Genomic DNA, 25,302 nt, shown 5'->3' with positions numbered 1-25,302 from the left:
AAGCCATAAAAAACTCAGCATCACAACGCCATACAAGGGATGACTGCAATTGCCCTTGCCCCAAGCGACGCTGCATATATTGAGACAATGAATATGGTATGAGTATTAACCATCTATCAAACGAAATTCTGTGCAGATATCTTTTACAGGCCGCTTAAATGCGGCCTGTAAGCTTAAGCAGATGCAACACAGCGCTAAGCAAAACACCTTCAAAACCTCGTTAGTACGCAAAGCCGCTACATTTATCAAACGCACACAATACCCAAGGGCAGCACTCCTACACCCATGAATTTAAATTGCAGCAATAAAATATTTTGGTCTATTTTATGCCATGGCTAATGGCAAAATAGACTGTCTTGCTCAACACCATGGTGTAAATCGGTTACAATATCTGTGTTAATTAACATTTACACAATAATCGAACACACATGAAACTGCATGACTTTTTTAACGTACTGAACCGCACCAGTCTGGTGGTACAAATCTTCATCGGCTTGATCGCCGGTATTTTGGTGGCCTTATTGTGGCCAAGCATGGCAGGCCATATTGAGATTTTGGGGCAAATCTTCATTACCGCCTTGAAATCGGTGGCACCGGTGTTGGTGTTTATTTTGGTCACCGCCGCCATTTCCAATTACGACAGCAATCAGCCTACCCACATCAAACCGATTTTGGTGTTGTACATGGTCGGCACTTTGGGCGCGGCCATTGTCGCCGTTATTGCCAGTCTGTTGTTTCCTACACCGTTGGCATTGGTGCAAGCGGCCGAGGCCGCTACCGCACCGCCGTCTAATGTTGCCGAAGTGTTAAAAGCCTTGGTGTTGAGCGTGGTCGACAATCCAGTGAAAGCCATTGCCAATGCCAATTTTATCGGTATTTTGGCTTGGGCCATTGGTTTGGGCATTGCCTTGCGCCATGCCAGCAATACCACGCGCCAAGTGGTCAACGACTTGTCTGATGGCGTGTCGTGGATTATCAAATGTGTGATTCGGTTTGCGCCTTTGGGCATCTTCGGCTTGGTGGCTTCGACTGTGGCCAGCGCCGGTGTCGATGCCTTGATGGGCTATGTGCGCTTGTTGGCGGTGTTGTTGGGCTCGATGTTGGTGGTGGCGTTTGTGGTCAATCCCATCATCGTGTGGTGGAAAATCCGCCGCAATCCGTTTCCTTTGGTGTGGCAATGTTTGCGTGAAAGCGGCGTCACTGCGTTCTTTACCCGCTCATCTGCCGCCAATATCCCCGTGAACATGAATTTGGCTGAGCGCTTGGGTTTGGATTACGCAACCTATTCGGTATCGATTCCTTTGGGTGCCACCATCAATATGGCCGGTGCGGCCTGTACCATCAGCGTGTTGACTCTTGCTGCTGCGCACACGCTGAATATTCCTGTTGATTTTGGTTCGGCCTTGTTGTTGTGCGTGGTATCGGCCGTGTGTGCTTGTGGCGCCTCTGGCGTGGCCGGTGGCTCTTTATTGCTGATTCCATTGGCGTGCAGCCTGTTTAACATCGACACCAATACCGCCATGCAAGTGGTGGCCATCGGTTTCATCATCGGCGTGATTCAAGACTCAGCCGAAACCGCATTGAACTCGTCTACCGACGTGTTGTTTACTGCTGCGGCCGACATCGCTGCCAAAGAACGCGCGTAATCCCCTGTTGTGATCAAATAAGCGGCCTGTAAGCATTTACAGGCCGCATTTTTATGGATATGAGCAAGCTGTGTTAGCATTAAGTCCAAATGCAGAACAAAACATGAGGAAAACCAGATGAAATCAGCCATTGCCGCCCTGCTCACTGTGTGTGCGTTCGTGCCCGCCACCAGCCAAGCCGCTTGGCACGCCATCATGCTCAGTGGCGACGACAGCATAGACAATTTTGACAACAGCCGTGTGGTATTGGGCGGCTTATTGGCCAATAAAGGCCTGTCTTTACACAACCAACACCATCTGAATTCGCAATTCCCCGATCCCTTAAACCAACGCGATGACCAAGCGTCTTTGCTGGGCTTAAGCCGCAGCTTTAGCCAGCTCAATATCAACCCCAAGCAAGACGCGTGTTTGTTTTATGTGTCGTCGCACGGCAAACACGGCAATGGTGTGTACATGAAGCGCGCCATTGATGGCGAGCTGACGCCATCGCAATTGAACACTGCCTTAAACTGGAGTTGTGGCAGCGCGCCGACGGTGGTGTTGGTATCCGCCTGTTACTCTGGGCAATTTGTGCAACCACTGCACGCCGACAACCGCATCATCCTCACCGCCGCTGCCGCCGATAGGCCATCGTTTGGCTGCTCAGAAGACCAAGAATACACGTTTTGGGACGGCTGCATCATCAGCCAATTTGAGCACAGCAGCACGTGGGAAGACTTGTACCAAAACGTCAATCAGTGCATCAGCAACAAAGAAAGCGCCATGGGCTATCCCGCGTCCAAGCCGCAAGCGTATTTTGGCAAAAACATGCGCAATTTGAAATTGGACTTTGGTGCACAACCGTAAATCATGGGATGGATTGTATTGCCTTGATGCATGCGCTAAGTGATAAGAAAGCGGCCTGTAAATATTTACAGGCCGCTTTTTCATATTAAATCGCTCAGTTATACAGCTTAAACTGGCGATGCTATTCTAACGCTTATTCATCCACTTGCTTGACCACGCCACGGCGCATTTGGTCTAACTCTATCGATTCAAACAAGGCCTTGAAATTGCCCTCGCCAAAGCCATCATTGCCTTTGCGCTGGATGATTTCGTAAAAAATCGGCCCCAATTGGTTGACGGTGAAAATTTGCAACAGCAAATCGTTGTCGGGGCCGCCATCGAGCAAAATTTTATTGTGCTGCAAGCGCGGCACATCTTCGCCGTGCCCCGGCAAACGCTTGTCCAGCAATTCATAATAAGTATCGGGCGTGCTCAGGAATTTCACCCCTTGTTCGCGCAAGACTTCGACCGCATCGTAAATCACCGCCGTGCCCAAGGCGATGTGTTGGATGCCCTCGCCGTGGTACATGTCCAAATACTCTTGGATTTGGCCTTTTTCGGCCGTGCCTTCTTCATTGATGGGTATGCGGATCTTGCCGCAAGGCGAGGTCATGGCCTTGGATTTCACACCGGTGACCTTGCCTTCGATGTCGAAATAGCGGATTTCGCGGAAATTGAACAAGCGCTCGTAAAATTCTGCCCATTCCACCATGCGCCCTTTGTGCACATTGTGGGTCAAATGGTCGATGTAAGCGAGCCCTGCCCCTTGGTGGTGGATGTCTTGTGCGGCGGTTTCCGGATTGATGGAAACAAAATCAACGTCGTAAATGTCGATGTCACCGATGCCGCCAACTTCTTTGCCGCGCCAGCGGTCGACCAAGTAAATCAGCGAATCTCCTATGCCTTTGATGGCAGGGATGTTCAATTCCATCGGGCCGCTGCCAGAAGGCACGCCCCACGCACCCAATTCGATGGCGCGTTCATACGCTTGTTGCGCATTGTCAACGCGAAACGCAATCGCACACACCGACGGCCCATGCAAACGCGCAAAGCGCTGCGCAAACGAGTTCGGCTCGGCATTGACGATGAAATTGATTTCGCCTTGGCGGTATAAGGTGATGTTTTTGTGGCGGTGGCGGGCAATGGCTTTAAAACCCATTTGCTCAAAAATCTTGCCCATGGCCACCGGATCGGGAGCGGCGTATTCAATGAATTCAAAGCCGTTGGTGCCCATGGGGTTGTCCCAAGTTTCAAATCCCATTTGTGAGTCCTTTGTCTGTTGTCTGTGGTTTATTGTTTTTAGGCCGTATCGCCATTAAAAACCAATTTACCTGATAAAAATACAATAGACAATCATAGTTAATTTATTATTTAAAATATGGTGTTTCTAGCAAGTGAAAATATCGCATCTTATTGTGTTCACAGACTTTATTGTCATCTTGTCGCCAGCACCAACAACACTTTTTTCAATTTTCAAATTTAATTCACATCGAGTCAAAACCATTATTCAGCGTGGCTAAGCGGTTTAAATGATAAAATAATGCTAACGTGTCTTAATTAATGATATTTTTGTTTGAGAAAGCAGTAATGGAAGCATTTTTGTGGGCAAAGACTGCCTTAGCTGCGCCAGAAAGTCGAGGCGCCAGTGTTTAAACCCTCGTTGATACAACCGAGTTTACAAGAAGCTGCCACCGTGGCCATTGCCGTGGTGGCCTTGATGAGCGTCAGCATCATTGCGTGGCAATGGACGCCGCAAATGGTGATTTTGGTCGCCATCATGGCCTTGGTCTGCTATGGCCGCGTGCGCAAAGCCAGCATACGCGACATGCAAGCGCACATGGTCGATGCGGTTTTCAGTGGCATGGGCGCCATCTACCTGTTTTTCTTCATTGGTTTGTTGGTCAGCGCCTTGATGATGTGCGGCGCCATTCCGACTTTGATGTCGTACAGTTTGAATCTGATTGCGCCGGATTATTTTTACTTGGTTGCTTTTGTGATTACTGCCATCATCGGCATTGCCATCGGCTCCAGCCTCACCACTTGCGCCACTTTGGGCGTGGCCTTTATGGGCATGACCGATGTGTTTGGCGCCAATCCTGCCATTACCGCCGGCGCGATTGTTTCAGGTGCGTTTTTTGGTGACAAAATGTCGCCCATTTCCGATACCACTGGCATTGCCGCTTCCATCGTTGGCATAGACTTGTTTGAACACATCCGCAATATGGCCTTTACCACCATCCCCGCCTTTATCATCAGCATGGGTTTGTACGCGTATTTGTCTGGCCACAGCGTTGCCACCGATGTGTCGGCCATAGACATGTACCAACAGCAATTGCAGGCGACAGGTTTGGTACATGGCTACAGCTTGTTGCCGTTTGTGGTATTGGTGTTGCTGGCGCTGAAGAAAATGGACGCGATACCGACCATGTTCTGCACCATCGTCGTGGCCATCGCCGTGACCTATGTGCACAGCAGCCCCAGCATGGCGCAATTGGGGCAGTATTTTTTCAGCGGCTTTAAATTGGAACAAGACTTGGGCAGCATCAATGCTTTGGTGGCGCGCGGTGGCTTGGAATCGATGTTTTTCGTGCAAACCGTGGTGATTTTGGCGCTGAGTTTGGGTGGTTTGCTGTTTGCCTTGGGCGTGATACCGGCCTTGCTCGCTGGCATGCAACACTTTTTGCGCAATGCCGCGCGCGCGACTTTCTCCGTGGCCGCCACCGCCGTCGGCGTGAATGTGTTGATTGGTGAGCAGTATTTGAGTTTGTTGCTGGCCGGTAATACCTTCAAACCGGTGTACCAACGCTTGCACCTGCATCCGCGCAATTTGTCACGTACCTTGGAAGACGCGGGCACGGTCATCAATCCCTTGGTGCCGTGGAGCGTATGCGGCGTGTTCATCAGCCACACCATGCATGTGTCGGTGTGGGCGTATTTGCCGTTTGCGTTTTTCTGTTATTTGTCTTTGCTGTTGACGCTGCTGTTTGGTTTCAGCGGTTTGACCATCAGCAAGACCGATACGGCAGACTCCATCGCCAAATAAGCTGTGTTTCAATCATTAAGCGGCCTGTAAACCCATATAATCGGTTTACAGGCCGCTTATATTTTGCCCATCACTCGGGCATGACAAAATCATTAGTTTGAACAGTATCTTAGGTGTTAGCTGAAATTTTGCTAAAAAACCTGCATCCATAAGCGAAAACGCCCCTGTGATTTCATTCATAGGGGCGTTTTACATGCAAAGACCATTACCAGAGTTTGATATTGAAACCGCATATTTTGAGGTTTCACGTACTCCAAGCCGCAAATACATTGTGACGCTTGTCGATGGTGGTAAACGCTCCCCAGTTCGTCAATACAATTTCCTATTCCGCTGCATCCTCTTTGCTCATTGGAACAATTTGCCCCTGATTCGTGTGGGGAGTGCGGTATGAATTCCAATATCACTGCACAGCCTGAAGTTTTACAACTTTGCCAAGAAATTATTGCCAATGCATCCCCTGATGTAAGTTCTGCTTATGTTAAAGGTGTTACTGAGGGTCTAAGTTTGGGCGTTATGCTCATGCTTGCCTGCTATTTGTTCCTCCTAATCTCAAAATTTCTTATTGATTTTGATTCACGTCCAAAGCGTAAACGCCGCATAAAACAATCAAACAAAACAGAACAGAAGCAAGGGGATGGACGAGCTGACGAGTCCGCCCCTGCTTCTGCATCCAGTGAGGTACATCATGGCTAAGTTCATGCATGGTGTTCCGCTCAAGTTACAGCATCAGTGCAAAGGCTGTGGCGTTTTCACGTTCAAATTCATGTTGACCGAAGGTGCTTTGTGTTCTGCATGCGTTCAAAATTCACGCAATTCTGCTGCTGGAGACGTTCAAAACCGCAAGGTTTTGGACGTTCCTTGTCAAAATAGTAACAACTGCGCCGAAGGTGCAATTGTTGAATCTGAGAAGTTTGAATTGTCCTCTCAAGGCAAGAAATCCACCGCAGCACTTGAGATGAATGTAGAAGCGTTTTGCAATTATTACCCGATTAATAACATTGGCTTCCTGACCCTGACTTTTGCCGATGACATCCAATGCCCAAAAGAAGCCCAAAAACGCTTCAAATCATTCTACAAATACTGCTTACACAAATATTTCGGTGATTACATCCGCTGTTACGAACGCCAAGAAAATGGCCGTATTCATTACCACCTGATTTTAGATTGCAAAGTAGACATCCTGACAGGCTTTGATTTCAAACAGTTTTACAACAAAAAATTGCCACGTTACGGCCGTTACAAGTCAGCAAACAAGGCTTTAAAAGCGATTTGGAAATTGCTCCGTGATTCGATGGAAAAATATGGCTTTGGCCGTCACGAATTACTGCCGATTCGCACCTGCTCTGCACGTCTTGCCAAGTACGTCGGCAAATACATCAGCAAACACGTTCAATCACGCATAGCAAAAGACAAAGGCGTTCGCCTCGTCCAATGCTCCCAAGATTCAGGCCATAGCTGGAAAGTGGCTAACAGCAATTTCTCCTTCTTCAGCTACGGCTCAACACTGTGGCGCAAGAAGCTCCAAGCTTACATCGAAACGAACCAAGACCAATGGAACCGCGTGCAACAAGCATTTGGCATGGTCAACACAATCACATTAAACGCTGACAATTACAGCGAAATGATGTGTTTCATGGTCGGCAGCTCTTGGGGTTACAAGTGCCGCGACATCGTTTTATCACAAGAAATATGAGAGGTATCGAAATGAGCCAAGTTTATGAACCCAAACAAAAATCAGCAGGTACTGGCGGCCATCCGTTGGTGGCCACTGGTGTATTCGCAGGCTTTCGCCGTCATGAATACGGTGAAAAGAAAGAATCCATGTACTTCATGGATTTGGAAGAGTGTTCAGGTTTACCCCGCAACAATGACGGTCGCACATCCATCCGTGTCAGTGCAGAAACCTGTCAGTTTGTAGATGAAAACTTCCAATCAGGTGACTTGTTGCGCTTACCCATCTTTGTATCAGCCTACATCGACAAATCAGGTAACGCACAAGTCAGCTTAACCCATATGAAATCCATCGCTCAGCCGATGAAGCCTAACAAATGACAGGCTATTGGGACATCGACGATATGAGCGGTGAAATCGACGATGAAGGCAACGAGTACCGAAATTCAGATTACCGCATGAATCCCGATGGCGACATCGAACACCTTGGCGACGATGGTTGGGAATTAGAGCCGCAAGAAGAGTTCAGTCTGAATTTAGATGATTTTGAAGAGTTTTTAAGCGAAGGGGTCACGCTTTCATGGCCACACATTTAATCAAGGAGTTTCATTATGAAACGCATTAACCAGGTAGTGAAGTATGGCGCTGGCGCATCATTGGCAGCATTGGCAGTAGCAGCACACGCTGAGGTTCCAGCGGACGTAACCAATGTGATTACCAATATTGGTACCGATGGTGCCTTGGTAGCATGGGCAATCTTTGCAGGATTGGTTGCCATCATGGTTGTTAAATACTTGCGTCGCGCATTGTAATTAACAGGGGGCAACATGGGTTATCAAGTAGGTTTCCAGTGCTTTGAAACGCTTCAAGAAGCGCAGAACTATAAATACAGCTCTGTTGCCCCTGTTATCAATCAAAACGGCCAACTGGTTCAGCCCGAGCAAGTTGGCCAACAATGGCAATTAAACGGCATACAAATCGTTGATTCATTCCCCCAATGCAGCCCATTACAGCAGGTTCTAGACGGTATCGAAATGGGTTGGGCTTTGATTGTAGTAGCAGTATCAATGGTTGGTGTTGCCATTCTTAGACGTGGTTTGTGAGGTTCGTTATGTCTATCTACACACTTCTCGGATTAGCTGCTTGCGTCATCGTTGCGATGGGCATACTGACGATGGGGCGTTGATATGTACCGTATCCTCATTGCCATCATTTTGATGCTTCCGACATTCTCACACGCAATCAATTACCTTGGCTTTGGTGGCGGCAACTATGTCTATGCTGAACAGGGTAATTTGTACTTCAATCTTGACCCTTACGTTTTTGATAATAGGGCTTGGACGTATGACAAAACCACAGGATTCAGCGCAGAAATCAAAGTCAACATGGATTTGAAAACCAAGTACACATCTGATGATTGGTTAGAGCAAGTTGTAGCAAACAAAAAATCTGATGGCATCATGTACGCGAATTACATCAAGCAACCATTCAATTACCAAAACAAAGGTCAATACCAACACACATGGTTTTGGTTGGCTCGTTTGGCACCAAGTGTGGGTGGCTTTATTGGGCGAACTGTGGCTTGGAATACTTTTAAAAACTTCGCTCTTAAAAATGCTGCTAAAAATGCTGTTATGGGTGGTGCTTTAGCGTATTTTTTGGAGGCTGCTAGAACAGATGGTATTAATTGTGATGAAGTGGATTGCAAACAAAAAGTCGAATACATGTACGTCTCAAAAGTTGTCAATCCTGCTACGCAACAAGTTGTGACTACAAATACGATTTATGCAACACGTGATGAATATGTCAGTCATGACAAGCTTATTGCCGTTGTTCAGTCAAAATTAAAGCCTGTTAATCCTAATGGCTCAACGCTTGAATATTGCAATGTCAATGTTCATGTCAATTGTTATTACAAAAGACCGGCTCCGCAGACAGGTTATGATGGTTATTCTTTTTCGTGGTCTACTTTATCACCAACTCTCACTGAAGAAAGATTGATGCAAGACCGTGATTTATTAAAGTATTTCGATGAAGTGTGTGCAAAATTTCCAAGCGAGTGCGTTAACGAACCCACTCAAGGCAAAAATATCAAAGACGTTCAGCTTACTGGGGGCGTTGTTGGCTCTCCAGTTAGCGTTATCGGCCCTCCTTACACGAATCCAATCACAGGAACCGCTCAACAAGACCAGGTCATTATTGGTGGTGGTAGCTCAGGCATAGGCGTGAATTCAGGCACAAATGACGCTTGGACATACAATCCGTCTCTCGGTCAAAGTGGCACATTAAATCCCACGCAAGTGACTCCAGTTGCTCGTCCTGACTTAACCAACACAGATACTGCTCCAGTGGCTAAGCCAAACGAGCAAACTGGCACAAAACCACAGGTTGTTAATCCATCCGTACCTGACATCAACATCGAATTTCCTGAGTTCACTGATATTGCCGAGTTCTGTCAACAAAATCCCACTGCGGGTGCATGTTTGCAATCTGGAACAGGTGAGGAAGCCGAATCAATCTTTGACAAAATCAAAATCCCTGAAATTGCCAATCCTGCAGAATTTAAATTAGATAGCTTTTTACCATCGACAGGTACTTGCCCTGCTCCTAAAACCATCACGCTTAGCATGGGAACCATCGTTCAAAGTTATGAAAAACACTGTGAAGCGGCTGAAATGTTGCGCCCATTCATCATCATTATTTCATCACTCGTAGGTTTGTATCTCATCATAAGGAGTAAAGACTGATGCCAGCCGTTTTAGCAGCTGTTCTTGCGTATATTGCACGTTATTTAGTCATTAAGCTGATTGCTGCCTTTGGTATAGCGTTCGTTACTGGCGGTGTTTCTGCATACCTTCTTACGCAGTTTAAAGACATCATATTGACTCAGTTCAGTAGAACACAGCCCGAGGCTTATAACATTATGATGATTGCAGGTTTAGGTTATGCCTTGTCGATTATCTTCGGTGCCATTGCCTTTAAAATCGCCCTAAACGTCGGCAAACGCATCATGATGGGTGTGACAGGTGTCGGTATATGATTATCCTGATTACAGGTAATATGGGTACAGGCAAGACTTCTTACGTCATCGATGCCATTGCCAACAACAAAGACAAATTGGGCCAGATGCCTGCCCGAATTGATGGCAAAGAAGAGTGGAAATACCCTGACTACAATTATGAAAATGAATCCGATGAAGATGATGAAACCGCAGCTAAAGCATCCGATTACGAGTGGATAAAACGCCCTTATTACATCTCACACATCGACGGTCTGAAAGTTACAAAGCTTGGCGCATCCCGTGTCTCCCATGAAACCATGTCATCTGCACCACTGGCTGAATTGTTTCCCGATGGTTCTTTGATAGTCGTTGATGAATGTCACTATGTTTACCCCGTTCGTTCCAGTGCCAGAGCTGTTCCAGAGTACGTATCAAAACTGACAGAATTACGCCATCAAGGCCACACACTCATTATCATGACGCAACACCCGGCGAACATAGACATCTATGTTCGCAATCTCGTCTCAAGACACATCCATGTTGCCCGTAAACAAGCCACAACGCGGCTGTATGAATGGAATGAATGCATGGTCAACCTCAGCAAGCAATCGCTTGCTGATGCCACACAGAGGCTTTATAAGCCCCCTAAAAACGCATTCAAATATTACAAATCCAGCTCAATACACATTAAACATAAAAGACGTGTAAGCCCAGTTATTTACGTTCTTATGGTAGGCATTTTATTTATTGCATACAGTTTCTATCATTTAAGTAATCGAGCCAAACAAGATATTGGTGGCATTGATACAAGCCCAAAAACAGAGTTAGATGCGCAAATGGCAAGCGACGTATTACCAAATGCTACTAAACAAGGTGTCCAGGATAATCGAGCAGTATCAAATAACGATACTCCGCAAGCTGGACAGTCTTTAAAGCCTACCGACTTTGTACCCACGATTCCTGAGAAACCTGAATCAAAACCACTCTACGACGGTATACGCCAGCCCAAGACATTTGAACAGGTTAAAGGGGTGATGATTAGCAAAGGCAAATGCACTGCTTACAGCCAACAAGGCACGGTCGTTAATGTCTCCGATGTGTTCTGTAAAAAGTGGGCAAAGGAAGGTTTACCGTTTGACCCGTACCGTGACCCAATACCGCCAGTACAGCAAGGCCAGCAACAAGCCCAGCAACAAAACAATGCCAATGTACTGTCATTGACTGATAGCACTACAAAAGACACAATGAGGCCATCTGTAAAACTTGATGCTCAGTGATGAAACGTTTTTTAGTAATTTTATTTGTTGTAATAGTCATTCTTAAAGTTATTAATGTTTTTCGTGTTGGTGAGCTAACATTCACAATTGAAGAACTTGTTTTTTATACATCTGTTTTTTTTGGTTGGATGCTATTTGGCCAAAAGAAAAATTAAGTTGTACCAGCCCCAGATATACCGCACTAGCCGCTAAGCCTCGAGCTTGGAAACAAGATTGGTAACTGGGGCTTTCTATTGTCTAAAAATCTGAACAGTATCAAAAGCGGCAAAGGGAATAAGCCAGCTTGCATATAAGGGGAGTTGCATGTATTTAGGTTTAGACATTGCCAAGGCAAAGATTGATTGTTGTTTAATGCACGATACAAAATACCTGCACCGTACATTCGAAAACAATCAAGAGGGTTTCATCAAGCTGACAAACTGGTTAGAAAAACACACCGCAAACAAGGTTTACGCCTGTTGTGAAGCTACTGGGTCATACAGTGAAGCCATAGCCGACTATCTACACGATACAGGCCACAAGATTTCAGTAGTCAATCCATTACGCATTAAAGCATTCGTTACCAGTGAATTACAAAATGTCAAAACAGACAAACAAGACGCAAAAAGCATTGCGATCTACTGCCAACGAAATCAACCAGAGTTGTATAAACCTGCTTCACCATCTGAAAGAGAATTAAAAGCCCTCACACGATATTTAGACGGTTTGAAAGACTTGCTCACATCACACAACAATCGTTTCCTGGTCGCACATCATTCTGTAAAACCTTATATAGAGACCAGTATTAAAAACACAAAAGCAGAAATCAAAGTCATTGAGAAAGTTATCCAGTCGCGCATCAAATCCGATGATGATTTGGATAAACAGGCAAAGCTTCTAAAATCAATCACAGCAATCAGCGATGGCACCATACCGCACATCCTCACTTTGTTTGCAGATAAGCAATTCAAAACCGCCAAACAAGCCACAAAGTACGTTGGTCTTAATCCCATCATCAAGCAGTCAGGCAACAAGTCCACAAGGCATTTAGCAATCTCAAAGATGGGCGACAAGTACATCAGGTCAGCACTGTACATGCCAGCCGTTGTAGCGTTCAGAATGGCGGTATATCAGCCATTCATCAGACGTCTAAAAGACAAGGGAAAGACCAACAAGCAGATTATTTGTGCAATGATGCGCAAGCTCTTGGTTTACTGCTTCACCGTTCTGAAAACAGGTAATCAGTTTGACCCAAAAACCATCCTAAACCAACAATCGTGAAATTAAGTGTCAAGGGCGGCAAAGCCGTGCATTTCACCCTTGACACTTTACCAACCAAAAAACACTCAGCCCAAGGGTAGGTAGTTGGCTTTTCAACTGCCTGCCCTTGCGGCGTCGCAAGTGAGACACGCCGTAGGCATAGAAACCTAACAATTTCTGCAATATTGACTACAAAAACCAACGAATTTTAATAATAATGTTGACTTTATCAATACAGTATCTTGTTTATACACATCTTATTTGGGATAGCGATCGGCCACCAAATTCAAATGTATGCCGTGTTCCAACAAGGCTTTGACGCCGGCGAGCACCAGCGTGAAACCCTCAGTCGCATCGCGCACCAAAGCCATCAAATCCTCACCCTCGCCTTTTAAACCATCGTTGGTAATCGACACAAACGTGCCCAACGGATGGTCGGTAAACGTCCACACCACATGGCTGTGCTCGTGTGCCTCGCCCCATAAAATCTCGATGCGCTGATTGGTGGTAATCGACATCACCTTGACCTCGGTGCTGTGATTGTACATTTCCCAAGTCCACACCACGTCTTTGTGCTGGTCTAAGCGGCCGGTAGAATGGGTAAACCAAAATTTGCTGGTAATGGCAGGATCGATAAAGGCTTCAAACACTTCTGCGGTGGGTCGGCGTATCAACATCTCAGCCAAAGCGTAAGCATATGCAGTCATGTCGTCTCCTTTAAACTCGCTGCAATCCTGTTTTTTGAAAGCCAGCTCGTTGGCGTGGCCGTGTTTTTGAAACTAGCTTTTTCTGTACCAATGCTGATTGGATATGAAAATTAAATTTTTTTGATGTGTGCTTGACCGCTGTAAACGCAAATTGTTCACCCCACATCGAAAGCGGATGCAGATTGGTTGGTGCAGCTTGCCAGTTCATGCAGTAGTAAGCGCTTTCAAACCTTTGCGCCATCCTTTGCTCCATGCTTAATGCTTATCGCTACAGAATGGCCGGCACAGCGCATTAGCAAGACGCATACAAGAACAGCGTGTGTTTCTGCCTATGCTAAAAAATAACTTCGGCGAGCAGCCATCATCCATCAAATCTGTGCCTTAACACGATAGTGATAAGCATTTTGGCACACTTAGACAGGTACAAGCGGCCTGTAAACGATGTTACAGGCCGCTTGTATAGCTATGCACAGCAGCAAGGCTTACTTGGCCAATTCTGCCTCTATCGCACGCACAATCAGCGCGTCTTGCGGTGGCACATCGGGCATAAAGCGTGCCACCACTTCGCCGGTTTTGTTTACCAAGAATTTTTCAAAATTCCAGGTGATGTCGCTGTCTTTGCCATCTATCAAGCCTTTTTCGCTCAAACGTGCTTTGAGTTTGCCGTCTGGCAAGGCTTGCGCCGTAGGAATCGCGGCGGTTAAGCGTTGGTACAGTGGATGTTGGCCCTCGCCTTTGACCACGATTTTGGCAAACATCGGAAATTGCACCCCAAAGGTGCCACGACAAAACGCGGCAATCTCATCATTGCTGCCCGGCTCTTGTGCCAAAAACTCATTGGCTGGAAACCCCAATACGGCAAAACCTTGTTCGCGGTATTGCTCATACAAGGCTTCCAAACCCTCGTATTGTGGCGTTAAACCGCACTTAGAGGCTACGTTGACAATCAGCAAAACCTTGCCGGCAAAATCGCTCAAAGTAACGGGCTGGCCGCTGATGTCGTTCACACTGATGTCTTGGATGGTATTGCTCATAAAAACCTCGTCAATTGAATGTTAGCCAGATGTATTTTATGTTGCCATGAATGGGGTCAGCTTGTCAGTAGTGTGTCTCAAGAAAGACAAAAAAGCGGCCTGTAAACCATTTACAGGCCGCTTCAATTACAGTTCAAGGCTTAAACCGTGTTATTCATCACCCAAATCATCTAAAAAGTCGACGGTAGGCACAAAGAACAAACAGCCGGTTTGGGCGGTGCAATAGTCGAGCAAGCTGTCGAGGTTGCCGTCGGCATCGCCTTGGAACATGTGCGTGAGCATTTGTTGGGTGATGCTGAAGCTGCGCGCATAGCCGATGAAGAAGGTACCGTATTCGTTTTTGGCCGGATTGGCAAACGGCATATTGGCGCGCATGATTTTGACTTCATTGCCGTCGGCATCACGGGCTTTGCTGACGGTGGTGTGCGCGGTGGCCGGTTTTTCTTCGTCAGACAATTCGACATCGTTGAATTTTTTGCGGCCGATGACTTTTTCTTGTTCGGCATCGCTCAAATCGCGCCATTTGTCCATGTCGTGGGTGTATTTTTGGATAAAGGCATAGCTGCCGCCAGTGAATGCTGGGTCTTCGTCGCCGACCAATGCGTATTCGGCGGCGATTTCTGGCTCAGGATTTTCGGTGCCATCGACAAAGCCGATGATGGCGCGGCCATCAAAATAGCGAAAGCCTTGCACCGCGTCTATGGTGTGGGTGGCGTCTTTCAATTGGCTGTTGATGATGTCGGCCAATTCGTAGCACAGCGCCGGTTTGTCGGCACGGATGTGGAAAAACACATCACCAGGCGTGGAAACTGCGGTGTATTTCGGGCCTTTAATCGCTTGAAATGGGCTTAATTCGCGCGGTTTGGCCGCATCGGGAAACAGTCTGTCCCAAGCGTCGGCGCCAAAACCGATGGTGGCGTTGAAATGGCTGTTGGGAAAACGGTTGACCAAGCTGCGGGTTAAAGCGGAGAAGCCAGCGGCAAAATCCACCACCGCGGCGGCGACCTCAGCGCCTTGATTCAAACCCAATACGATAAACAATGCATTTTCACCTGGACGGTCTGTCACTGGCTGTAAGCGAGTGTGCGACATGTTGCGGCCTTTCTGTTGAGTCTGGTTTCCGATAGCGGCAATGGCTTTGTCAATGTGACAAACATTACCGAGTTATATAAAAATATGTGATTCAGGCTATTAAACCATAGAAAAGCGGCCTGTAAAGGGTTACAGGCCGCTTTTTTAAGCTAAATCATGCTTGTGCTTGTTGGATTAAGCCGTGCACATAGCGCGCCACGCCTTGTTCGACATTGTAAAACTCACCTTGGTAACCGGCTTCGCGCAAGCGGCTGATGTCGGCCTCGGTAAAGCTTTGGTATTTGCCTTTTAAGCTGTCTGGGAATGGGATATAGCGTATCAATTCTTGTTTTACCAATTCGGCCAAAGACAAGGCTTCTTTGCCTTCGCTGACGCGACAGGCGTTGACGGTAGCGGCGGCCAATTCATTGTAGGTTTGGCTGCGGCCAGTGCCCAAATTAAAGATGCCTGATTTTTCAGGATGCTCAAAGAAGTGCAACAACACTTCCACCACGTTTTCCACGCTGACAAAGTCGCGGCGTTGTTCGCCATTGCCATAGCCATTGTATGCACCAAACAATTCCACAAAGCCACGTTCATGGTATTGGTTGAAATGGTGGAACGGCACCGACGCCATGCGGCCTTTGTGTTGTTCGTGGATGCCATACACATTGAAGTAGCGGAAACCGGCCACTTGTGCGCGCAAACCGCTTTGCATGCGCTGGCGCAACACTTGGTCGAACAAGAATTTGGAATAGCCATACACATTCAATGGCCCTTCCAATTCGCGTTCTTCACGGAAGACCTCGCCCTTGCCGTACACGGCGGCGCTGGAGGCATAAATAAACGGAATGCCTTTGTCTTGGCACCAGTCAAACAAATCCAAAGTGTATTGGTAATTGTTGTCCATCATGTAGAGGCCGTCGTGGTTCATGGTGTCGGAACACGCGCCTTGGTGGAATACCGCATTGATGTCATTGAATGGCAGCTTGTGGCTGCGCACCAAGTCGATGAATTCCAATTTGTCCATGTAATGAACCAATTCGGCATCGACCATATTGCGGAATTTGTCGCCGCGGCTTAAGTTGTCGACGGCAACGATGTCGGTACGGCCCAATTTATTCAGTGCCAATACCAAATTGCTGCCGATAAAGCCGGCAGCGCCAGTGACGATGATGGTCATGGTTTATCCTTTCACACCGCTTGAAAACGTCGGTTTCAAGCGTTAAACAATTCTTGTTGGGTACACACGGCGGTGCCCAGTTTTGCCACCACCACACCGGCGGCGGCATTGGCAATGTGCATGGCTTGGCTGTGATTGAGTCCGGCGGCCAAGCTCAGCGCCATGCTGGCAATGACGGTATCGCCCGCGCCTGACACATCAAACACCTCTTGTGCACGCGTGCCTTGGGTTTCGATGTTGTCATGGCGAAACAGCGTCATGCCTTCTTCCGAACGGGTAAGCAGCAAGCCATCGAGCTCGAGTTTTTCACGCAAGCGCTGCGCTTTTTCTTCCAATTCGGCCTCGTTTTTCCACTCGCCAATCACTTGTTTGAGTTCGGCACGGTTAGGCGTAATCAAGCTGGCCGATTCGTATTTCATGTAGTCCGAACCCTTAGGGTCAACGAGCACTGGCTTGTTCAATTCGCGCGCCGCCAAAATCATGTCGCGCACATGCGCCAAACCGCCTTTACCGTAATCGCTCAAAACCACCACATCAAAATCGTTCAATAAGCGGCGATACTGTTGCAATTTGTCGTGCAGAACGCTGTCGGTTGGCTCGTCTTCAAAATCCAAGCGGATCAATTGCTGATTGCGCGCCACCACACGCAATTTAATGGTGGTGGCAATGTTGGCATCGCGGATTAAATGTGACACCACGCCGCAATCATTCATCAAGCCTTGCAGCGCATCGGCCGCCTCATCGTCGCCGGTAATCGACAACAAACTGGCTTGGCCGCCCAAACAGGCAATGTTGCGCGCCACATTGGCAGCGCCACCGGCACGTTGGTCTATTTTTTCAATTTTCGCCACCGGCACCGGCGCTTCAGGCGAAATGCGGTGGGTATCGCCAAACCAATAGCGGTCTAGCATCACATCACCAACCACCAACACTTTGGCCGCCGCAAAACGCTGACTCAAGTCTGCAGCCGGCATGGACAATTGTTGCAGTAATTTCATCGTCGTCCTTCTTATCAATGGCTTACAGGCCGCTTGTGCCTTGCAATTGCGCTGCCACTGCATTGACATCGCGTATCACCGCCACTGGGTCGGCGGCTTGGGTCACAGGGCGACCCATCACCAAATAGCTCGAGCCAGCTGTTAACGCGTCTTGCGGCGTCATGATGCGGCGTTGGTCGTCGTTGTTTTGTGCGTTAGGCAAACGGATGCCTGGGGTCACCAACAAAAATTCTTGTCCCAAAGCGGCGCGCAAAGGCGCGGCTTCCATCGCCGAACACACCACGCCGTCCAAGCCTGAGCTTTTGGCCAAAGTCGCCAAATCGACCACTTGCTCGGCGATGGGTTTGACTATGCCCACTTCGCGCGCATCGGCTTCATCCATGCTGGTGAGCACGGTCACACCGATGAGCAAAGGTTTGTGCGCATAGCCAGCCACGGCTTCTACTGCCGCTTCCATCATGCGACGGCCACCTGAGGCATGCATGTCCACCATCCACACGCCCATGTCGGCAGCCACTTTACAGGCCGATGCCACAGTATTGGGAATGTCGTGGTATTTCAAATCCAAAAACAATTTAAAGCCTTGGTGTATCAGGCTTTCGGCCAAAGAGCGGCCTGTAGCGGTGAACAATTCCTTGCCAATTTTCACTTGGCATTGTTCAGGGTTCAATTGGCGCACAAATTGCAGCGTGGCTTCGGCATTGTCAAAATCCAAAGCGACGATGACAGGTGTTGGGTGGGCAGAGCTGTGTTCAGGTAAAATCAATGGATTCATGTTCAAACTTCAATTTTATTCGGGGTAAAGGTTTCCCACTTATTACAAGCGGGGCAATGCCAGAAAAACACTTGCGATTTAAAATGGCAATGGCGGCAACGGTACATCAAGGCTTTGCGGGCATAACGGCCAACAATACCGCGCATCATGTCGGCATCGGCGCGCCAAGTGGGGTCTAAATTCGACAATTGCATGCCCAACAAACGGTAAGCACCGCGCAAATCGGGTTGGATGCGCACCAATTCGGCCGTCAATGCGGCTGCCGCCTCTTCGCCGCGCAAGACCAAGGCTTTTTCGTAGATAACGTCGATTAAGTCCAATTGCGGGAAGGTGCGGATGTAGCCAATCAACACATTCAGGCCTTGCTCGGCTTGGTCTAAGGCTTGGTAAGCATCAAACAGTTTTTCACCGACCATGCTCAAATACACATGGTTTTGCTGCTCTATGGCTGCATAAGCGTCTATCGCATCTTGGTAGCGCTGTTCGGCCATCGCCACATCGCCACGCAACATATTTGCGCGCGTGCATTTGCGGTTATAGCCCAAGGCCAGCGCAATGTAATCTTGGGCGGCGGCAAATTGGCTACGGAACAAGGAGGTTTGTGCCAATTCGCAATAAAACTGCGCAATCTCAAATTGGTAAGTCTGCGCATCGTGGCTCAGCTCTTGCGCAATTTCAATTGCTTTTTCCCAGTCGCGGTCTTGTTGGTAAATATTGAGCAAGACTTCGCGCGCCAACTTGCCGGCATTGCCTTCTTTTAAACCTTGGAAAATTTGCTCAGCGCGGTCAACCAAGCCGGCATTTTGAAAATCTTGCCCCAATTCGTACAACACCCGTTGGCGCTTTTCGCCGATGATGTCAGGCGAATCGAGCAATTTTTGGTGTAAAGCAATCGCTTTGTCGTTTTCACCGCGGTTGCGGTACAACTTGCCCATGCTCACGGCCAATTCATACGCATCGGGTGTGTCTTCTTGTTTGGCCAGCACATCACCAAACGCGCGCACCGCCACATCGGTATTTTTGTCCACCAAGGCATCGACGCCGGCGTAAAAATCTGTGGGCACGGTTTTGGCCTGTTTCAACACGGCACGCATGTCCACGCGGGCAGCGAACCAACCCATGGCAAAAAATACCGGCAAGAAACACACCGGTATGATCCACCACCACACTACTGTATCCATCTACGGCTTCCGTTCGTTACGGTTGAACTGGAACAATCACATCAGCGGTGCTGAGGGTGTTAGCAGCAGGTTGTGGGTAAGCCGACAGTTGTTTGCTCAAATCGTCGTTGTGCAAACGCAATTTTTTGACTTCTTTTTGCAAGCGGGCGGCCTCATTGCGCAAACGCAATAAGCGACCAAACATGGACAACACCCCGACAACAGCGCCCAGCACAAAGGCGATCCACAAATACGCAACCAAAGGCCATTTGGTGGTAGGAAAGCCAATCAAATTAAAGTCCACGCTGTGGGTATTGCCCAAAGTCACTGCCAATAAGGCAATGAATACGATGAACATAATGACGATAGATAGCCACTTCATCATGCGTCTAATCCTTTTTTGTATGCAATTTGCCCTGCAGTTTATACGATTTTCATGGTTTAAGGTATCACCAAACGCTTTGAGTGCGCCGGATTATGCCCTAAAATACACGCGCATGCGCTCTGCCCTGTCTTGCGCGCTGCCTGCATGTATAATGGCGCGCTGGGTATGGTCTTTGCCCGCAATAAAAACACAATATTATGAGAATTGAGGAGTAACGAGTATGAGCATGGCCGAACGCGATGGCAGTATTTGGTACAACAATGAAATGGTGGAATGGCGCGCTGCCACCACCCATGTTTTGACCCATACTTTGCATTACGGCATGGGCGTGTTTGAAGGCGTGCGGGCGTATGAAACTGCACAAGGCCCTGCCATTTTCCGTTTGCACGACCACACCAAGCGCTTGTTCAACTCGGCCAAAATCGTTGGCATTGCTTTGCCGTATACGGCCGAACAAATCAACCAAGCGCATATTGAGGTGGTCAAGCAAAACCAATTGCAATCGTGTTATTTCCGCCCGATGGCGTTTTATGGCTCGAAAAAATTGGGTGTGTCGCCTGCCAAAGACGATGTGAATGTCATCGTCGCTGCTTGGCCTTGGGGTGCGTATTTGGGTGAAGAAGGCATGGCGCAAGGCATACGCGTGAAAATCTCCTCGTTTGCGCGCCACCATGTCAATGTGATCATGGTCAAAGCCAAGGCCAATGGCAATTACATGAATTCCATCATGGCCAACCAAGAAGCCTTGAACGATGGCTACGATGAAGCAATCTTATTGGACACCGACGGCTATGTGGCCGAAGGCTCGGGTGAAAACATTTTCGTGGTGCGCGACGGCGTGCTTTATACTCCCGACTTGAGCGTGGCCTTGGCCGGCATTACCCGCGCCACCATCATCACCTTGGCACAAGACTTGGGCTATAAGGTGATTGAAAAACGCATTACCCGCGATGAGTTGTACACCGCCGATGAATTGTTTTTCACTGGCACGGCTGCCGAAGTCACGCCGATACGCGAAGTTGATGGTCGCAGCATAGGCAGTGGCAAACGCGGTGACATCACCACCGTATTGCAACAGGCATATTTTGATGTGGTACAGGGCAAAAACCCGCAATACCAACATTGGTTAACATACATCAATCAGGCTTGATGCCAAAATGGCCGTATCGCAGTAAAATAGCGGCCTGTAAGCATCGCCAACGATGCCGTTTTACCCTCAGTATCCCCAACACAGTCGGGCGTGTGTGATTAGCATCCGACTGTGTGAACTACCACCCCAAGTGGGTGTATGTAATGAAAACCTAAAAACAGGAAACACCTTTTATGAGCAATAACGAAAAAGTCATCACCATTACCCCTCATGATTTGCCTTTGCACTGCCCGACTGCTGATGTGGCTTTGTGGAACAACCATCCTAAAGTGTTTTTGCCAATTCAATCTAACAGCACCATCCGTTGCCCTTATTGCGGCACGGTTTACCGTTTAGAAGGCGAAGCTGGCGGTCACCACTGATCGCATGGCTTACCGTATCCTCATCATCGCGCCTTCGTGGATAGGCGATTGCGTGATGACACAGCCTTTGCTCAACCGCCTCAAACACCGTCAGGCCGATACCACCATCGATGTGTACGCGGCCAATTGGTCCAAAGCGGTGTTCAGCCGCATGCCTGAAGTGCATGAGGTGTTGACCAACCCCTTCGGACACGGCGTGCTGAAACTGGGTTTGCGTTATCGTGAAGGTCGGGCTTTGGCCAAACGCCATTACGATGAGGTGGTGGTGTTGCCCGGCTCGCTCAAATCGGCATTGGTGCCGTTTTTTGCCCGCATCAAAATCCGCACCGGCTTTTTGGGCGAATCGCGCCGCGGTTTGCTTAACAACATCCATGAATTGGATGAAGTCGCCTTGCCTTTGATGGTGGAGCGCTATGCCAAACTGGCACAAGCGCCGGCAGAAACTTTAAAGCGGCCTGTAAGCCATCCACATTTGGACATCGATGTGGCGCAGCAACACGCGACTTTGGCCGCTTTGGGCTTGACCCAGCAAGCGGCAGTGGTGTTTTGCCCTGGTGCCGAATACGGCCCTGCCAAGCGCTGGCCCAGCCAACACTATGCCGCCTTGGCCAAGCGTTTTATTCAAGATGGCAAACAAATTTGGCTGATAGGCTCGAATAAAGACCACGAAGTGGCCGAGGAAATCAAGCAATTAAGCGGTGGTCAGTGCATCAATTTGTGTGGCAAAACCCAAATTGACCAAGCCATCGATTTGATTGCCACTGCAGGTTTGGTGGTGTGCAATGATTCTGGTTTGATGCATGTGGCCGCAGCCGTGGGCACGCCTTTGGTCAGTGTGTTTGGTTCTTCCAGCCCCGACCACACCCCGCCTTTGAGCGACAAGGCCAAGATTTTAAGCCTGAATTTGGATTGCAGTCCTTGTTTTGAACGCATCTGCCCTTTGGGCCACACACATTGTCTGACCCAGCTGTGGCCAGACCGTGTCTATGATGCAGCACAAACTTTGCTGACATCGGTAACTATTGCCAGATAATTTTAATAAATTAGACAGCACGGGCTTTTTTTTCGACAATAGCCAAAATCAATTCATTACTTTATTACCAAGGAGTTTGGAATGTCTGATAGCAAACACAGCCGTTTGATTATTTTGGGTTCAGGTCCAGCCGGTTACACCGCTGCCGTGTACGCGGCGCGTGCCAATTTGGCGCCCACTTTGATTACCGGTATTGCCCAAGGCGGTCAATTGATGACCACGACCGATGTGGACAACTGGCCCGCAGATGCTGAGGGTGTGCAAGGCCCAGACTTGATGGTGCGCTTCCAAGCCCATGCAGAACGCTTTGGTACCGAAATGATTTTCGACCAAATCAACCAAGTGGATTTGCAAAACCGTCCGTTCACCTTGACCGGTGACATGGGTACTTACACTTGTGATGCCTTGATCATTTGTACCGGCGCTTCTGCCAAGTATTTGGGCATACCTAGCGAAGAAACCTTTGCCGGCAAAGGCGTGTCTGCTTGCGCCACTTGCGATGGTTTCTTCTACAAAAACCAACACGTTGCCATCGTCGGCGGCGGCAATACCGCAGTCGAAGAAGCCTTGTACTTGGCCAACATCGCTGAGCACGTGACTTTGATACACCGCCGCGAAACCTTCCGTGCTGAAAAAATCATGATAGACAAATTGATGAAACGTGTGGAAGAAGGCAAAATCACCTTGAAATTGAATGCCAATTTGGATGAAATTTTGGGCGATGCCAAAGGCGTGAACGGCGCGCGTTTGAAATTCAATGATGGCAGCACCGAAGATTTGGCTGTGGCTGGCGTGTTCATCGCCATCGGTCACAAACCGAATACCGACATCTTCAAAGGCCAATTGGACATGGACGAAACCGGTTATTTGAAAACCCAAGGCGGCACTGCCGACAACGTGGGTTTGACCAATATCGCCGGCGTGTGGGCTGCAGGCGATGTGAAAGACCACACTTACCGTCAAGCCATTACCAGCGCCGCCAGCGGTTGCCAAGCGGCTTTGGATGCAGAACGCTATTTGGATGGCTTGAATTAATTACAGGCCGCATAAACAGCAAGCAAACGCTTAATCTTAGGATTAAGCGTTTTTTATTGCCTCTGCATCATGACTGTGAAACATTGCCGCAGGAATGCGGCATCACAATTTGCCGTTTTTGCGGCAATACTCGGTGGTTTTGGCAATGGCTTTTTCCAAGCCAGTAATGCGGTAGTGATTGTTGTCTTTTTTGGCTTGTTCCAACTTCAGTCGCATTTTTTGAATTTTGCTGGCGCAAGAAGGTTTTTCTTGCGCCAGTGTACTCCAAGAAAACAGACTCAAACTCAAGGCCAATATGGCGGTGAACAAGGTGCGCATCATGTGTGACTCCTCCAAAAAAGTGTTTAGGCAGTTTAACCTAGTGGCACCTACTTGAATATGGCCGCTGTGCTATTGCCCGCTGGTGCAAGTTTAGAAACTTGCGAACAAATATGAAGTGCTGATATGTGATTTTAAACCGCAGATGCGGCCTGTAAACCTTTACAGGCCGCATTTATCTGTTTCAAACGACAAATTAAAAACGCCAGTCATCCACACCTATGATTTATCCTCGCTTAAAATACAGTCCAAAAAAAACCACGCTCAGCGTGGTTTCAAATGTGTAGCGACATAGGCCGAGTTTTCAGCCAACCGGTAATGCTGTAACGGGTGTGCTTCACCGGTTTGACCTCGTGTGGAATGGTCTTGCTGTTGAAAATCGCCAAGCGCCCGACCAAGGGCAACACATTCAACTCTTGTTCGGCCCCATTGCCATCTGGCAAATACAGTGTCAACTGCCCGCCAAAATCGTCTTGCCAATCCTCTTCATTCAAGTACAACACCATGGACAGCGTGCGTCTGTCATCATTTTGGAAGGCATCGACGTGTTTTTGGTAAAACGTGCCCTCGGTATACACCGCATAATGAAATTCGCTTTCTTCTATGCCCATGTAACAGGTTTGGTTCAGGTATTGGATGAATTGACCGACCTTATTAAAAAAAATCGCTTCCACGGCATTGTGTGTGCGTTCATCCAACCAGTGTATCTGATCACCGCGTATCGAACGCACCACTTGCTCATGGTCTAAATTGCCTATCGCGGCTTGGTGAAAATCTTGCTGCTGGTATTGCAGCAACATATTCTGGCGCAATTGCGCCACCTCGCTGTGCGAAAAAAACGCATCCGAGATGCAATAATCTTGCGCCGCCAAGGCCGCAATGATTGCTTCGTAAGTGTTGATTTCATTATCGCCAGGCCCAATCAATCCGGCCGCGTATTGCTCATGCGCTTGCCCTAACATCGTAAAACCGCCATTCATTGTTTCGCTGTTGAAAAATCTTGCTGCCAGAAGCGCAGCTAGATCAGGAGAGTATTGCAGGTGTGCATCACATCAATATTGCAGCATTATAAACACAGCGATGCGGCCTGTAAGCATTGCTATCACACAATTTGCGTCAATTTAAAGATTTAATTAAAGCGATGAATCTAGACCTAAGCTCAGCCAAACAGAGCATGCTTTATTGCGGATGCTTAATCCGGTTTGGGCAAAGTTTGCCAAATGTGCTCGCCAGTGACTTCATAAAAATGCTGCTCCACATACGGCATGATATAGAAAAAGTTTTGTGGGTCGGTGAAATGTATCGAAAGACTGACATTGTAAGGCGCATTGAGGTGGTTGTAGACATTGCAATTCTTTTCATGGTGAACTTCACTGCAAGACATGGAAA

The 25,302-nt window shown here is 48.1% G+C and carries 31 protein-coding genes; 18 read left to right on the top strand and 13 right to left on the bottom strand.

The genetic code is table 11. The features are described from left to right. Positions 1–428 precede the first annotated feature (428 nt). Positions 429–1,646: a serine/threonine transporter SstT gene (gene sstT / locus BN3003_RS12205; RefSeq protein ID WP_058356948.1), complete on the top strand. Its 1,218-nt coding sequence runs from the start codon at positions 429–431 to the stop codon at positions 1,644–1,646. Positions 1,647–1,763: 117 nt separating this feature from the next. Beyond that, positions 1,764–2,492, top strand: coding sequence for a C13 family peptidase (locus BN3003_RS12200; protein WP_058356947.1), 729 nt, complete (start codon positions 1,764–1,766; stop codon positions 2,490–2,492). Between the two features lie 133 nt (positions 2,493–2,625). Here the strand turns inward: BN3003_RS12200 and hppD are convergent, their stop codons facing one another. Further along, positions 2,626–3,732, bottom strand: a complete 1,107-nt coding sequence (gene hppD, locus BN3003_RS12195) for a 4-hydroxyphenylpyruvate dioxygenase (protein WP_058356946.1) — start codon at positions 3,730–3,732, stop codon at positions 2,626–2,628. Between the two features lie 384 nt (positions 3,733–4,116). On the opposite strand from hppD, the gene nhaC reads away from it, so the two are divergent. The 12 genes from nhaC (at position 4,117) to BN3003_RS12140 (ending at position 12,723) form a co-directional block, all read left to right on the top strand. Further along, the gene (nhaC, locus tag BN3003_RS12190; protein ID WP_108721539.1) at positions 4,117–5,514 is read left to right on the top strand and encodes a Na+/H+ antiporter NhaC; all 1,398 of its coding nucleotides are present in this window, start codon (positions 4,117–4,119) and stop codon (positions 5,512–5,514) included. A 193-nt stretch (positions 5,515–5,707) separates the two neighbouring features. Continuing rightward, entirely contained in the window at positions 5,708–5,905 is a 198-nt protein-coding gene (locus tag BN3003_RS18870) for a hypothetical protein (RefSeq protein WP_147645430.1), read from the top strand. Beyond that, on the top strand, positions 5,902–6,207 hold the full coding sequence (locus tag BN3003_RS12185; protein ID WP_058356944.1) for a hypothetical protein: 306 nt from the start codon (positions 5,902–5,904) through the stop codon (positions 6,205–6,207). The genes BN3003_RS18870 and BN3003_RS12185 overlap by 4 nt, the downstream gene beginning before the upstream one ends. Further along, a complete protein-coding gene (locus tag BN3003_RS12180) occupies positions 6,149–7,207 on the top strand; it encodes a rolling circle replication-associated protein (RefSeq protein WP_147645429.1) in 1,059 nt (352 codons plus the stop codon). The genes BN3003_RS12185 and BN3003_RS12180 overlap by 59 nt, the downstream gene beginning before the upstream one ends. A gap of 11 nt (positions 7,208–7,218) precedes the next feature. Next, entirely contained in the window at positions 7,219–7,566 is a 348-nt protein-coding gene (locus BN3003_RS12175) for a hypothetical protein (RefSeq protein ID WP_058305554.1), read from the top strand. Then, a complete protein-coding gene (locus BN3003_RS12170) occupies positions 7,563–7,781 on the top strand; it encodes a hypothetical protein (RefSeq protein WP_058356942.1) in 219 nt (72 codons plus the stop codon). Before BN3003_RS12175 ends, BN3003_RS12170 begins: the two co-directional genes overlap by 4 nt. Positions 7,782–7,796: 15 nt before the next feature. Further along, the gene (locus BN3003_RS12165; RefSeq protein WP_058305556.1) at positions 7,797–7,997 is read left to right on the top strand and encodes a major capsid protein; all 201 of its coding nucleotides are present in this window, start codon (positions 7,797–7,799) and stop codon (positions 7,995–7,997) included. A gap of 15 nt (positions 7,998–8,012) precedes the next feature. After that, on the top strand, positions 8,013–8,288 hold the full coding sequence (locus BN3003_RS12160; RefSeq protein ID WP_058305557.1) for a hypothetical protein: 276 nt from the start codon (positions 8,013–8,015) through the stop codon (positions 8,286–8,288). 84 nt (positions 8,289–8,372) lie between these two features. Further along, on the top strand, positions 8,373–9,932 hold the full coding sequence (locus BN3003_RS12155; RefSeq protein WP_058356941.1) for a virulence factor TspB C-terminal domain-related protein: 1,560 nt from the start codon (positions 8,373–8,375) through the stop codon (positions 9,930–9,932). Beyond that, a complete protein-coding gene (locus BN3003_RS12150; protein WP_058356940.1) occupies positions 9,932–10,225 on the top strand; it encodes a DUF2523 family protein in 294 nt (97 codons plus the stop codon). The genes BN3003_RS12155 and BN3003_RS12150 overlap by 1 nt, the downstream gene beginning before the upstream one ends. Further along, positions 10,222–11,463, top strand: a complete 1,242-nt coding sequence (locus BN3003_RS12145; protein ID WP_058356939.1) for a zonular occludens toxin domain-containing protein — start codon at positions 10,222–10,224, stop codon at positions 11,461–11,463. Before BN3003_RS12150 ends, BN3003_RS12145 begins: the two co-directional genes overlap by 4 nt. 303 nt (positions 11,464–11,766) lie before the next feature. Next, entirely contained in the window at positions 11,767–12,723 is a 957-nt protein-coding gene (locus tag BN3003_RS12140) for an IS110 family transposase (protein WP_058356938.1), read from the top strand. Positions 12,724–12,959: 236 nt separating this feature from the next. Here the strand turns inward: BN3003_RS12140 and BN3003_RS12135 are convergent, their stop codons facing one another. From BN3003_RS12135 to BN3003_RS12095, 9 genes are all read right to left on the bottom strand, one after another. Beyond that, entirely contained in the window at positions 12,960–13,409 is a 450-nt protein-coding gene (locus BN3003_RS12135; RefSeq protein WP_058356937.1) for an SRPBCC family protein, read from the bottom strand. Between the two features lie 10 nt (positions 13,410–13,419). Further along, positions 13,420–13,662 carry a hypothetical protein gene (locus tag BN3003_RS12130; protein WP_058356936.1) on the bottom strand — a complete coding sequence of 81 codons (243 nt, stop codon included), beginning with the start codon at positions 13,660–13,662 and terminating at the stop codon, positions 13,420–13,422. A 229-nt stretch (positions 13,663–13,891) separates the two neighbouring features. Next, the gene (locus BN3003_RS12125; RefSeq protein WP_058356935.1) at positions 13,892–14,443 is read right to left on the bottom strand and encodes a glutathione peroxidase; all 552 of its coding nucleotides are present in this window, start codon (positions 14,441–14,443) and stop codon (positions 13,892–13,894) included. 150 nt (positions 14,444–14,593) lie between these two features. After that, positions 14,594–15,535: a Dyp-type peroxidase gene (locus BN3003_RS12120; RefSeq protein WP_058356934.1), complete on the bottom strand. Its 942-nt coding sequence runs from the start codon at positions 15,533–15,535 to the stop codon at positions 14,594–14,596. A gap of 154 nt (positions 15,536–15,689) precedes the next feature. After that, positions 15,690–16,697: an ADP-glyceromanno-heptose 6-epimerase gene (gene rfaD, locus BN3003_RS12115; protein WP_058356933.1), complete on the bottom strand. Its 1,008-nt coding sequence runs from the start codon at positions 16,695–16,697 to the stop codon at positions 15,690–15,692. A 35-nt stretch (positions 16,698–16,732) separates the two neighbouring features. Further along, positions 16,733–17,695 (bottom strand): D-glycero-beta-D-manno-heptose-7-phosphate kinase, encoded by a 963-nt coding sequence (gene rfaE1, locus BN3003_RS12110; RefSeq protein ID WP_058356932.1) that lies wholly within the window; start codon positions 17,693–17,695, stop codon positions 16,733–16,735. Positions 17,696–17,717: 22 nt separating this feature from the next. Next, positions 17,718–18,470 (bottom strand): orotidine-5'-phosphate decarboxylase, encoded by a 753-nt coding sequence (gene pyrF / locus BN3003_RS12105; RefSeq protein WP_058356931.1) that lies wholly within the window; start codon positions 18,468–18,470, stop codon positions 17,718–17,720. 2 nt (positions 18,471–18,472) lie between these two features. Then, entirely contained in the window at positions 18,473–19,651 is a 1,179-nt protein-coding gene (gene lapB, locus BN3003_RS12100; protein ID WP_058356930.1) for a lipopolysaccharide assembly protein LapB, read from the bottom strand. Between the two features lie 16 nt (positions 19,652–19,667). Continuing rightward, complete coding sequence (locus tag BN3003_RS12095; RefSeq protein WP_082625656.1) at positions 19,668–20,015, bottom strand: LapA family protein; 348 nt, start codon at positions 20,013–20,015, stop codon at positions 19,668–19,670. Between the two features lie 220 nt (positions 20,016–20,235). Between BN3003_RS12095 and BN3003_RS12090 the strand changes: the two genes are divergently transcribed. The 4 genes from BN3003_RS12090 (at position 20,236) to trxB (ending at position 23,595) form a co-directional block, all read left to right on the top strand. Next, complete coding sequence (locus BN3003_RS12090) at positions 20,236–21,165, top strand: branched-chain amino acid transaminase (RefSeq protein WP_058356928.1); 930 nt, start codon at positions 20,236–20,238, stop codon at positions 21,163–21,165. 173 nt (positions 21,166–21,338) lie between these two features. Then, entirely contained in the window at positions 21,339–21,527 is a 189-nt protein-coding gene (locus tag BN3003_RS12085; protein ID WP_058356927.1) for a zinc-finger domain-containing protein, read from the top strand. Positions 21,528–21,531: 4 nt separating this feature from the next. Then, the gene (gene waaF, locus BN3003_RS12080) at positions 21,532–22,560 is read left to right on the top strand and encodes a lipopolysaccharide heptosyltransferase II (protein WP_058356926.1); all 1,029 of its coding nucleotides are present in this window, start codon (positions 21,532–21,534) and stop codon (positions 22,558–22,560) included. Positions 22,561–22,641: 81 nt separating this feature from the next. Then, positions 22,642–23,595, top strand: a complete 954-nt coding sequence (gene trxB, locus BN3003_RS12075; RefSeq protein WP_058356925.1) for a thioredoxin-disulfide reductase — start codon at positions 22,642–22,644, stop codon at positions 23,593–23,595. Between the two features lie 102 nt (positions 23,596–23,697). On the opposite strand, the gene BN3003_RS12070 is transcribed toward trxB, so the two are convergent. The 3 genes from BN3003_RS12070 to BN3003_RS12060 all read right to left on the bottom strand — a co-directional run bounded on the left by BN3003_RS12070 (position 23,698) and on the right by BN3003_RS12060 (position 25,297). Next, positions 23,698–23,916 carry a DUF1090 family protein gene (locus tag BN3003_RS12070; protein ID WP_058356924.1) on the bottom strand — a complete coding sequence of 73 codons (219 nt, stop codon included), beginning with the start codon at positions 23,914–23,916 and terminating at the stop codon, positions 23,698–23,700. Between the two features lie 272 nt (positions 23,917–24,188). Next, a complete protein-coding gene (locus BN3003_RS12065) occupies positions 24,189–24,875 on the bottom strand; it encodes a 2OG-Fe(II) oxygenase (RefSeq protein WP_058358041.1) in 687 nt (228 codons plus the stop codon). Positions 24,876–25,105: 230 nt separating this feature from the next. Next, complete coding sequence (locus BN3003_RS12060; RefSeq protein ID WP_147645428.1) at positions 25,106–25,297, bottom strand: hypothetical protein; 192 nt, start codon at positions 25,295–25,297, stop codon at positions 25,106–25,108. Between the last annotated feature and the right edge of the window lie 5 nt (positions 25,298–25,302).

The organism is Vitreoscilla massiliensis (assembly GCF_001457815.1).
GTDB classification, from domain to species: domain Bacteria; phylum Pseudomonadota; class Gammaproteobacteria; order Burkholderiales; family Neisseriaceae; genus Vitreoscilla; species Vitreoscilla massiliensis.
Note: the sequence above shows the minus strand (reverse complement) of the source record. Positions and strands in the feature narration are given on the sequence as shown.

Bases quoted from the DNA above. Each gene is read 5' to 3' on its own strand.
- BN3003_RS12135 (WP_058356937.1), bottom strand. From the start codon at position 13,409: ATGACTGCATATGCTTACGCTTTGGCTGAGATGTTGATACGCCGACCC.
- BN3003_RS12060 (WP_147645428.1), bottom strand. From the start codon at position 25,297: ATGTCTTGCAGTGAAGTTCACCATGAAAAGAATTGCAATGTCTACAAC.
- BN3003_RS12120 (WP_058356934.1), bottom strand. From the start codon at position 15,535: ATGTCGCACACTCGCTTACAGCCAGTGACAGACCGTCCAGGTGAAAAT.
- BN3003_RS12155 (WP_058356941.1), top strand. From the start codon at position 8,373: ATGTACCGTATCCTCATTGCCATCATTTTGATGCTTCCGACATTCTCA.
- BN3003_RS12085 (WP_058356927.1), top strand. From the start codon at position 21,339: ATGAGCAATAACGAAAAAGTCATCACCATTACCCCTCATGATTTGCCT.
- BN3003_RS12140 (WP_058356938.1), top strand. From the start codon at position 11,767: ATGTATTTAGGTTTAGACATTGCCAAGGCAAAGATTGATTGTTGTTTA.
- rfaE1 (WP_058356932.1), bottom strand. From the start codon at position 17,695: ATGAAATTACTGCAACAATTGTCCATGCCGGCTGCAGACTTGAGTCAG.
- BN3003_RS12170 (WP_058356942.1), top strand. From the start codon at position 7,563: ATGACAGGCTATTGGGACATCGACGATATGAGCGGTGAAATCGACGAT.
- BN3003_RS12160 (WP_058305557.1), top strand. From the start codon at position 8,013: ATGGGTTATCAAGTAGGTTTCCAGTGCTTTGAAACGCTTCAAGAAGCG.
- sstT (WP_058356948.1), top strand. From the start codon at position 429: ATGAAACTGCATGACTTTTTTAACGTACTGAACCGCACCAGTCTGGTG.
- BN3003_RS12185 (WP_058356944.1), top strand. From the start codon at position 5,902: ATGAATTCCAATATCACTGCACAGCCTGAAGTTTTACAACTTTGCCAA.
- BN3003_RS12125 (WP_058356935.1), bottom strand. From the start codon at position 14,443: ATGAGCAATACCATCCAAGACATCAGTGTGAACGACATCAGCGGCCAG.
- hppD (WP_058356946.1), bottom strand. From the start codon at position 3,732: ATGGGATTTGAAACTTGGGACAACCCCATGGGCACCAACGGCTTTGAA.
- BN3003_RS12145 (WP_058356939.1), top strand. From the start codon at position 10,222: ATGATTATCCTGATTACAGGTAATATGGGTACAGGCAAGACTTCTTAC.
- BN3003_RS12175 (WP_058305554.1), top strand. From the start codon at position 7,219: ATGAGCCAAGTTTATGAACCCAAACAAAAATCAGCAGGTACTGGCGGC.
- BN3003_RS12090 (WP_058356928.1), top strand. From the start codon at position 20,236: ATGAGCATGGCCGAACGCGATGGCAGTATTTGGTACAACAATGAAATG.
- pyrF (WP_058356931.1), bottom strand. From the start codon at position 18,470: ATGAATCCATTGATTTTACCTGAACACAGCTCTGCCCACCCAACACCT.
- BN3003_RS12165 (WP_058305556.1), top strand. From the start codon at position 7,797: ATGAAACGCATTAACCAGGTAGTGAAGTATGGCGCTGGCGCATCATTG.
- BN3003_RS12130 (WP_058356936.1), bottom strand. From the start codon at position 13,662: ATGGAGCAAAGGATGGCGCAAAGGTTTGAAAGCGCTTACTACTGCATG.
- rfaD (WP_058356933.1), bottom strand. From the start codon at position 16,697: ATGACCATCATCGTCACTGGCGCTGCCGGCTTTATCGGCAGCAATTTG.
- BN3003_RS12070 (WP_058356924.1), bottom strand. From the start codon at position 23,916: ATGATGCGCACCTTGTTCACCGCCATATTGGCCTTGAGTTTGAGTCTG.
- BN3003_RS18870 (WP_147645430.1), top strand. From the start codon at position 5,708: ATGCAAAGACCATTACCAGAGTTTGATATTGAAACCGCATATTTTGAG.
- BN3003_RS12095 (WP_082625656.1), bottom strand. From the start codon at position 20,015: ATGATGAAGTGGCTATCTATCGTCATTATGTTCATCGTATTCATTGCC.
- BN3003_RS12150 (WP_058356940.1), top strand. From the start codon at position 9,932: ATGCCAGCCGTTTTAGCAGCTGTTCTTGCGTATATTGCACGTTATTTA.
- waaF (WP_058356926.1), top strand. From the start codon at position 21,532: ATGGCTTACCGTATCCTCATCATCGCGCCTTCGTGGATAGGCGATTGC.
- BN3003_RS12200 (WP_058356947.1), top strand. From the start codon at position 1,764: ATGAAATCAGCCATTGCCGCCCTGCTCACTGTGTGTGCGTTCGTGCCC.
- BN3003_RS12180 (WP_147645429.1), top strand. From the start codon at position 6,149: ATGGACGAGCTGACGAGTCCGCCCCTGCTTCTGCATCCAGTGAGGTAC.
- BN3003_RS12065 (WP_058358041.1), bottom strand. From the start codon at position 24,875: ATGTTAGGGCAAGCGCATGAGCAATACGCGGCCGGATTGATTGGGCCT.
- trxB (WP_058356925.1), top strand. From the start codon at position 22,642: ATGTCTGATAGCAAACACAGCCGTTTGATTATTTTGGGTTCAGGTCCA.
- lapB (WP_058356930.1), bottom strand. From the start codon at position 19,651: ATGGATACAGTAGTGTGGTGGTGGATCATACCGGTGTGTTTCTTGCCG.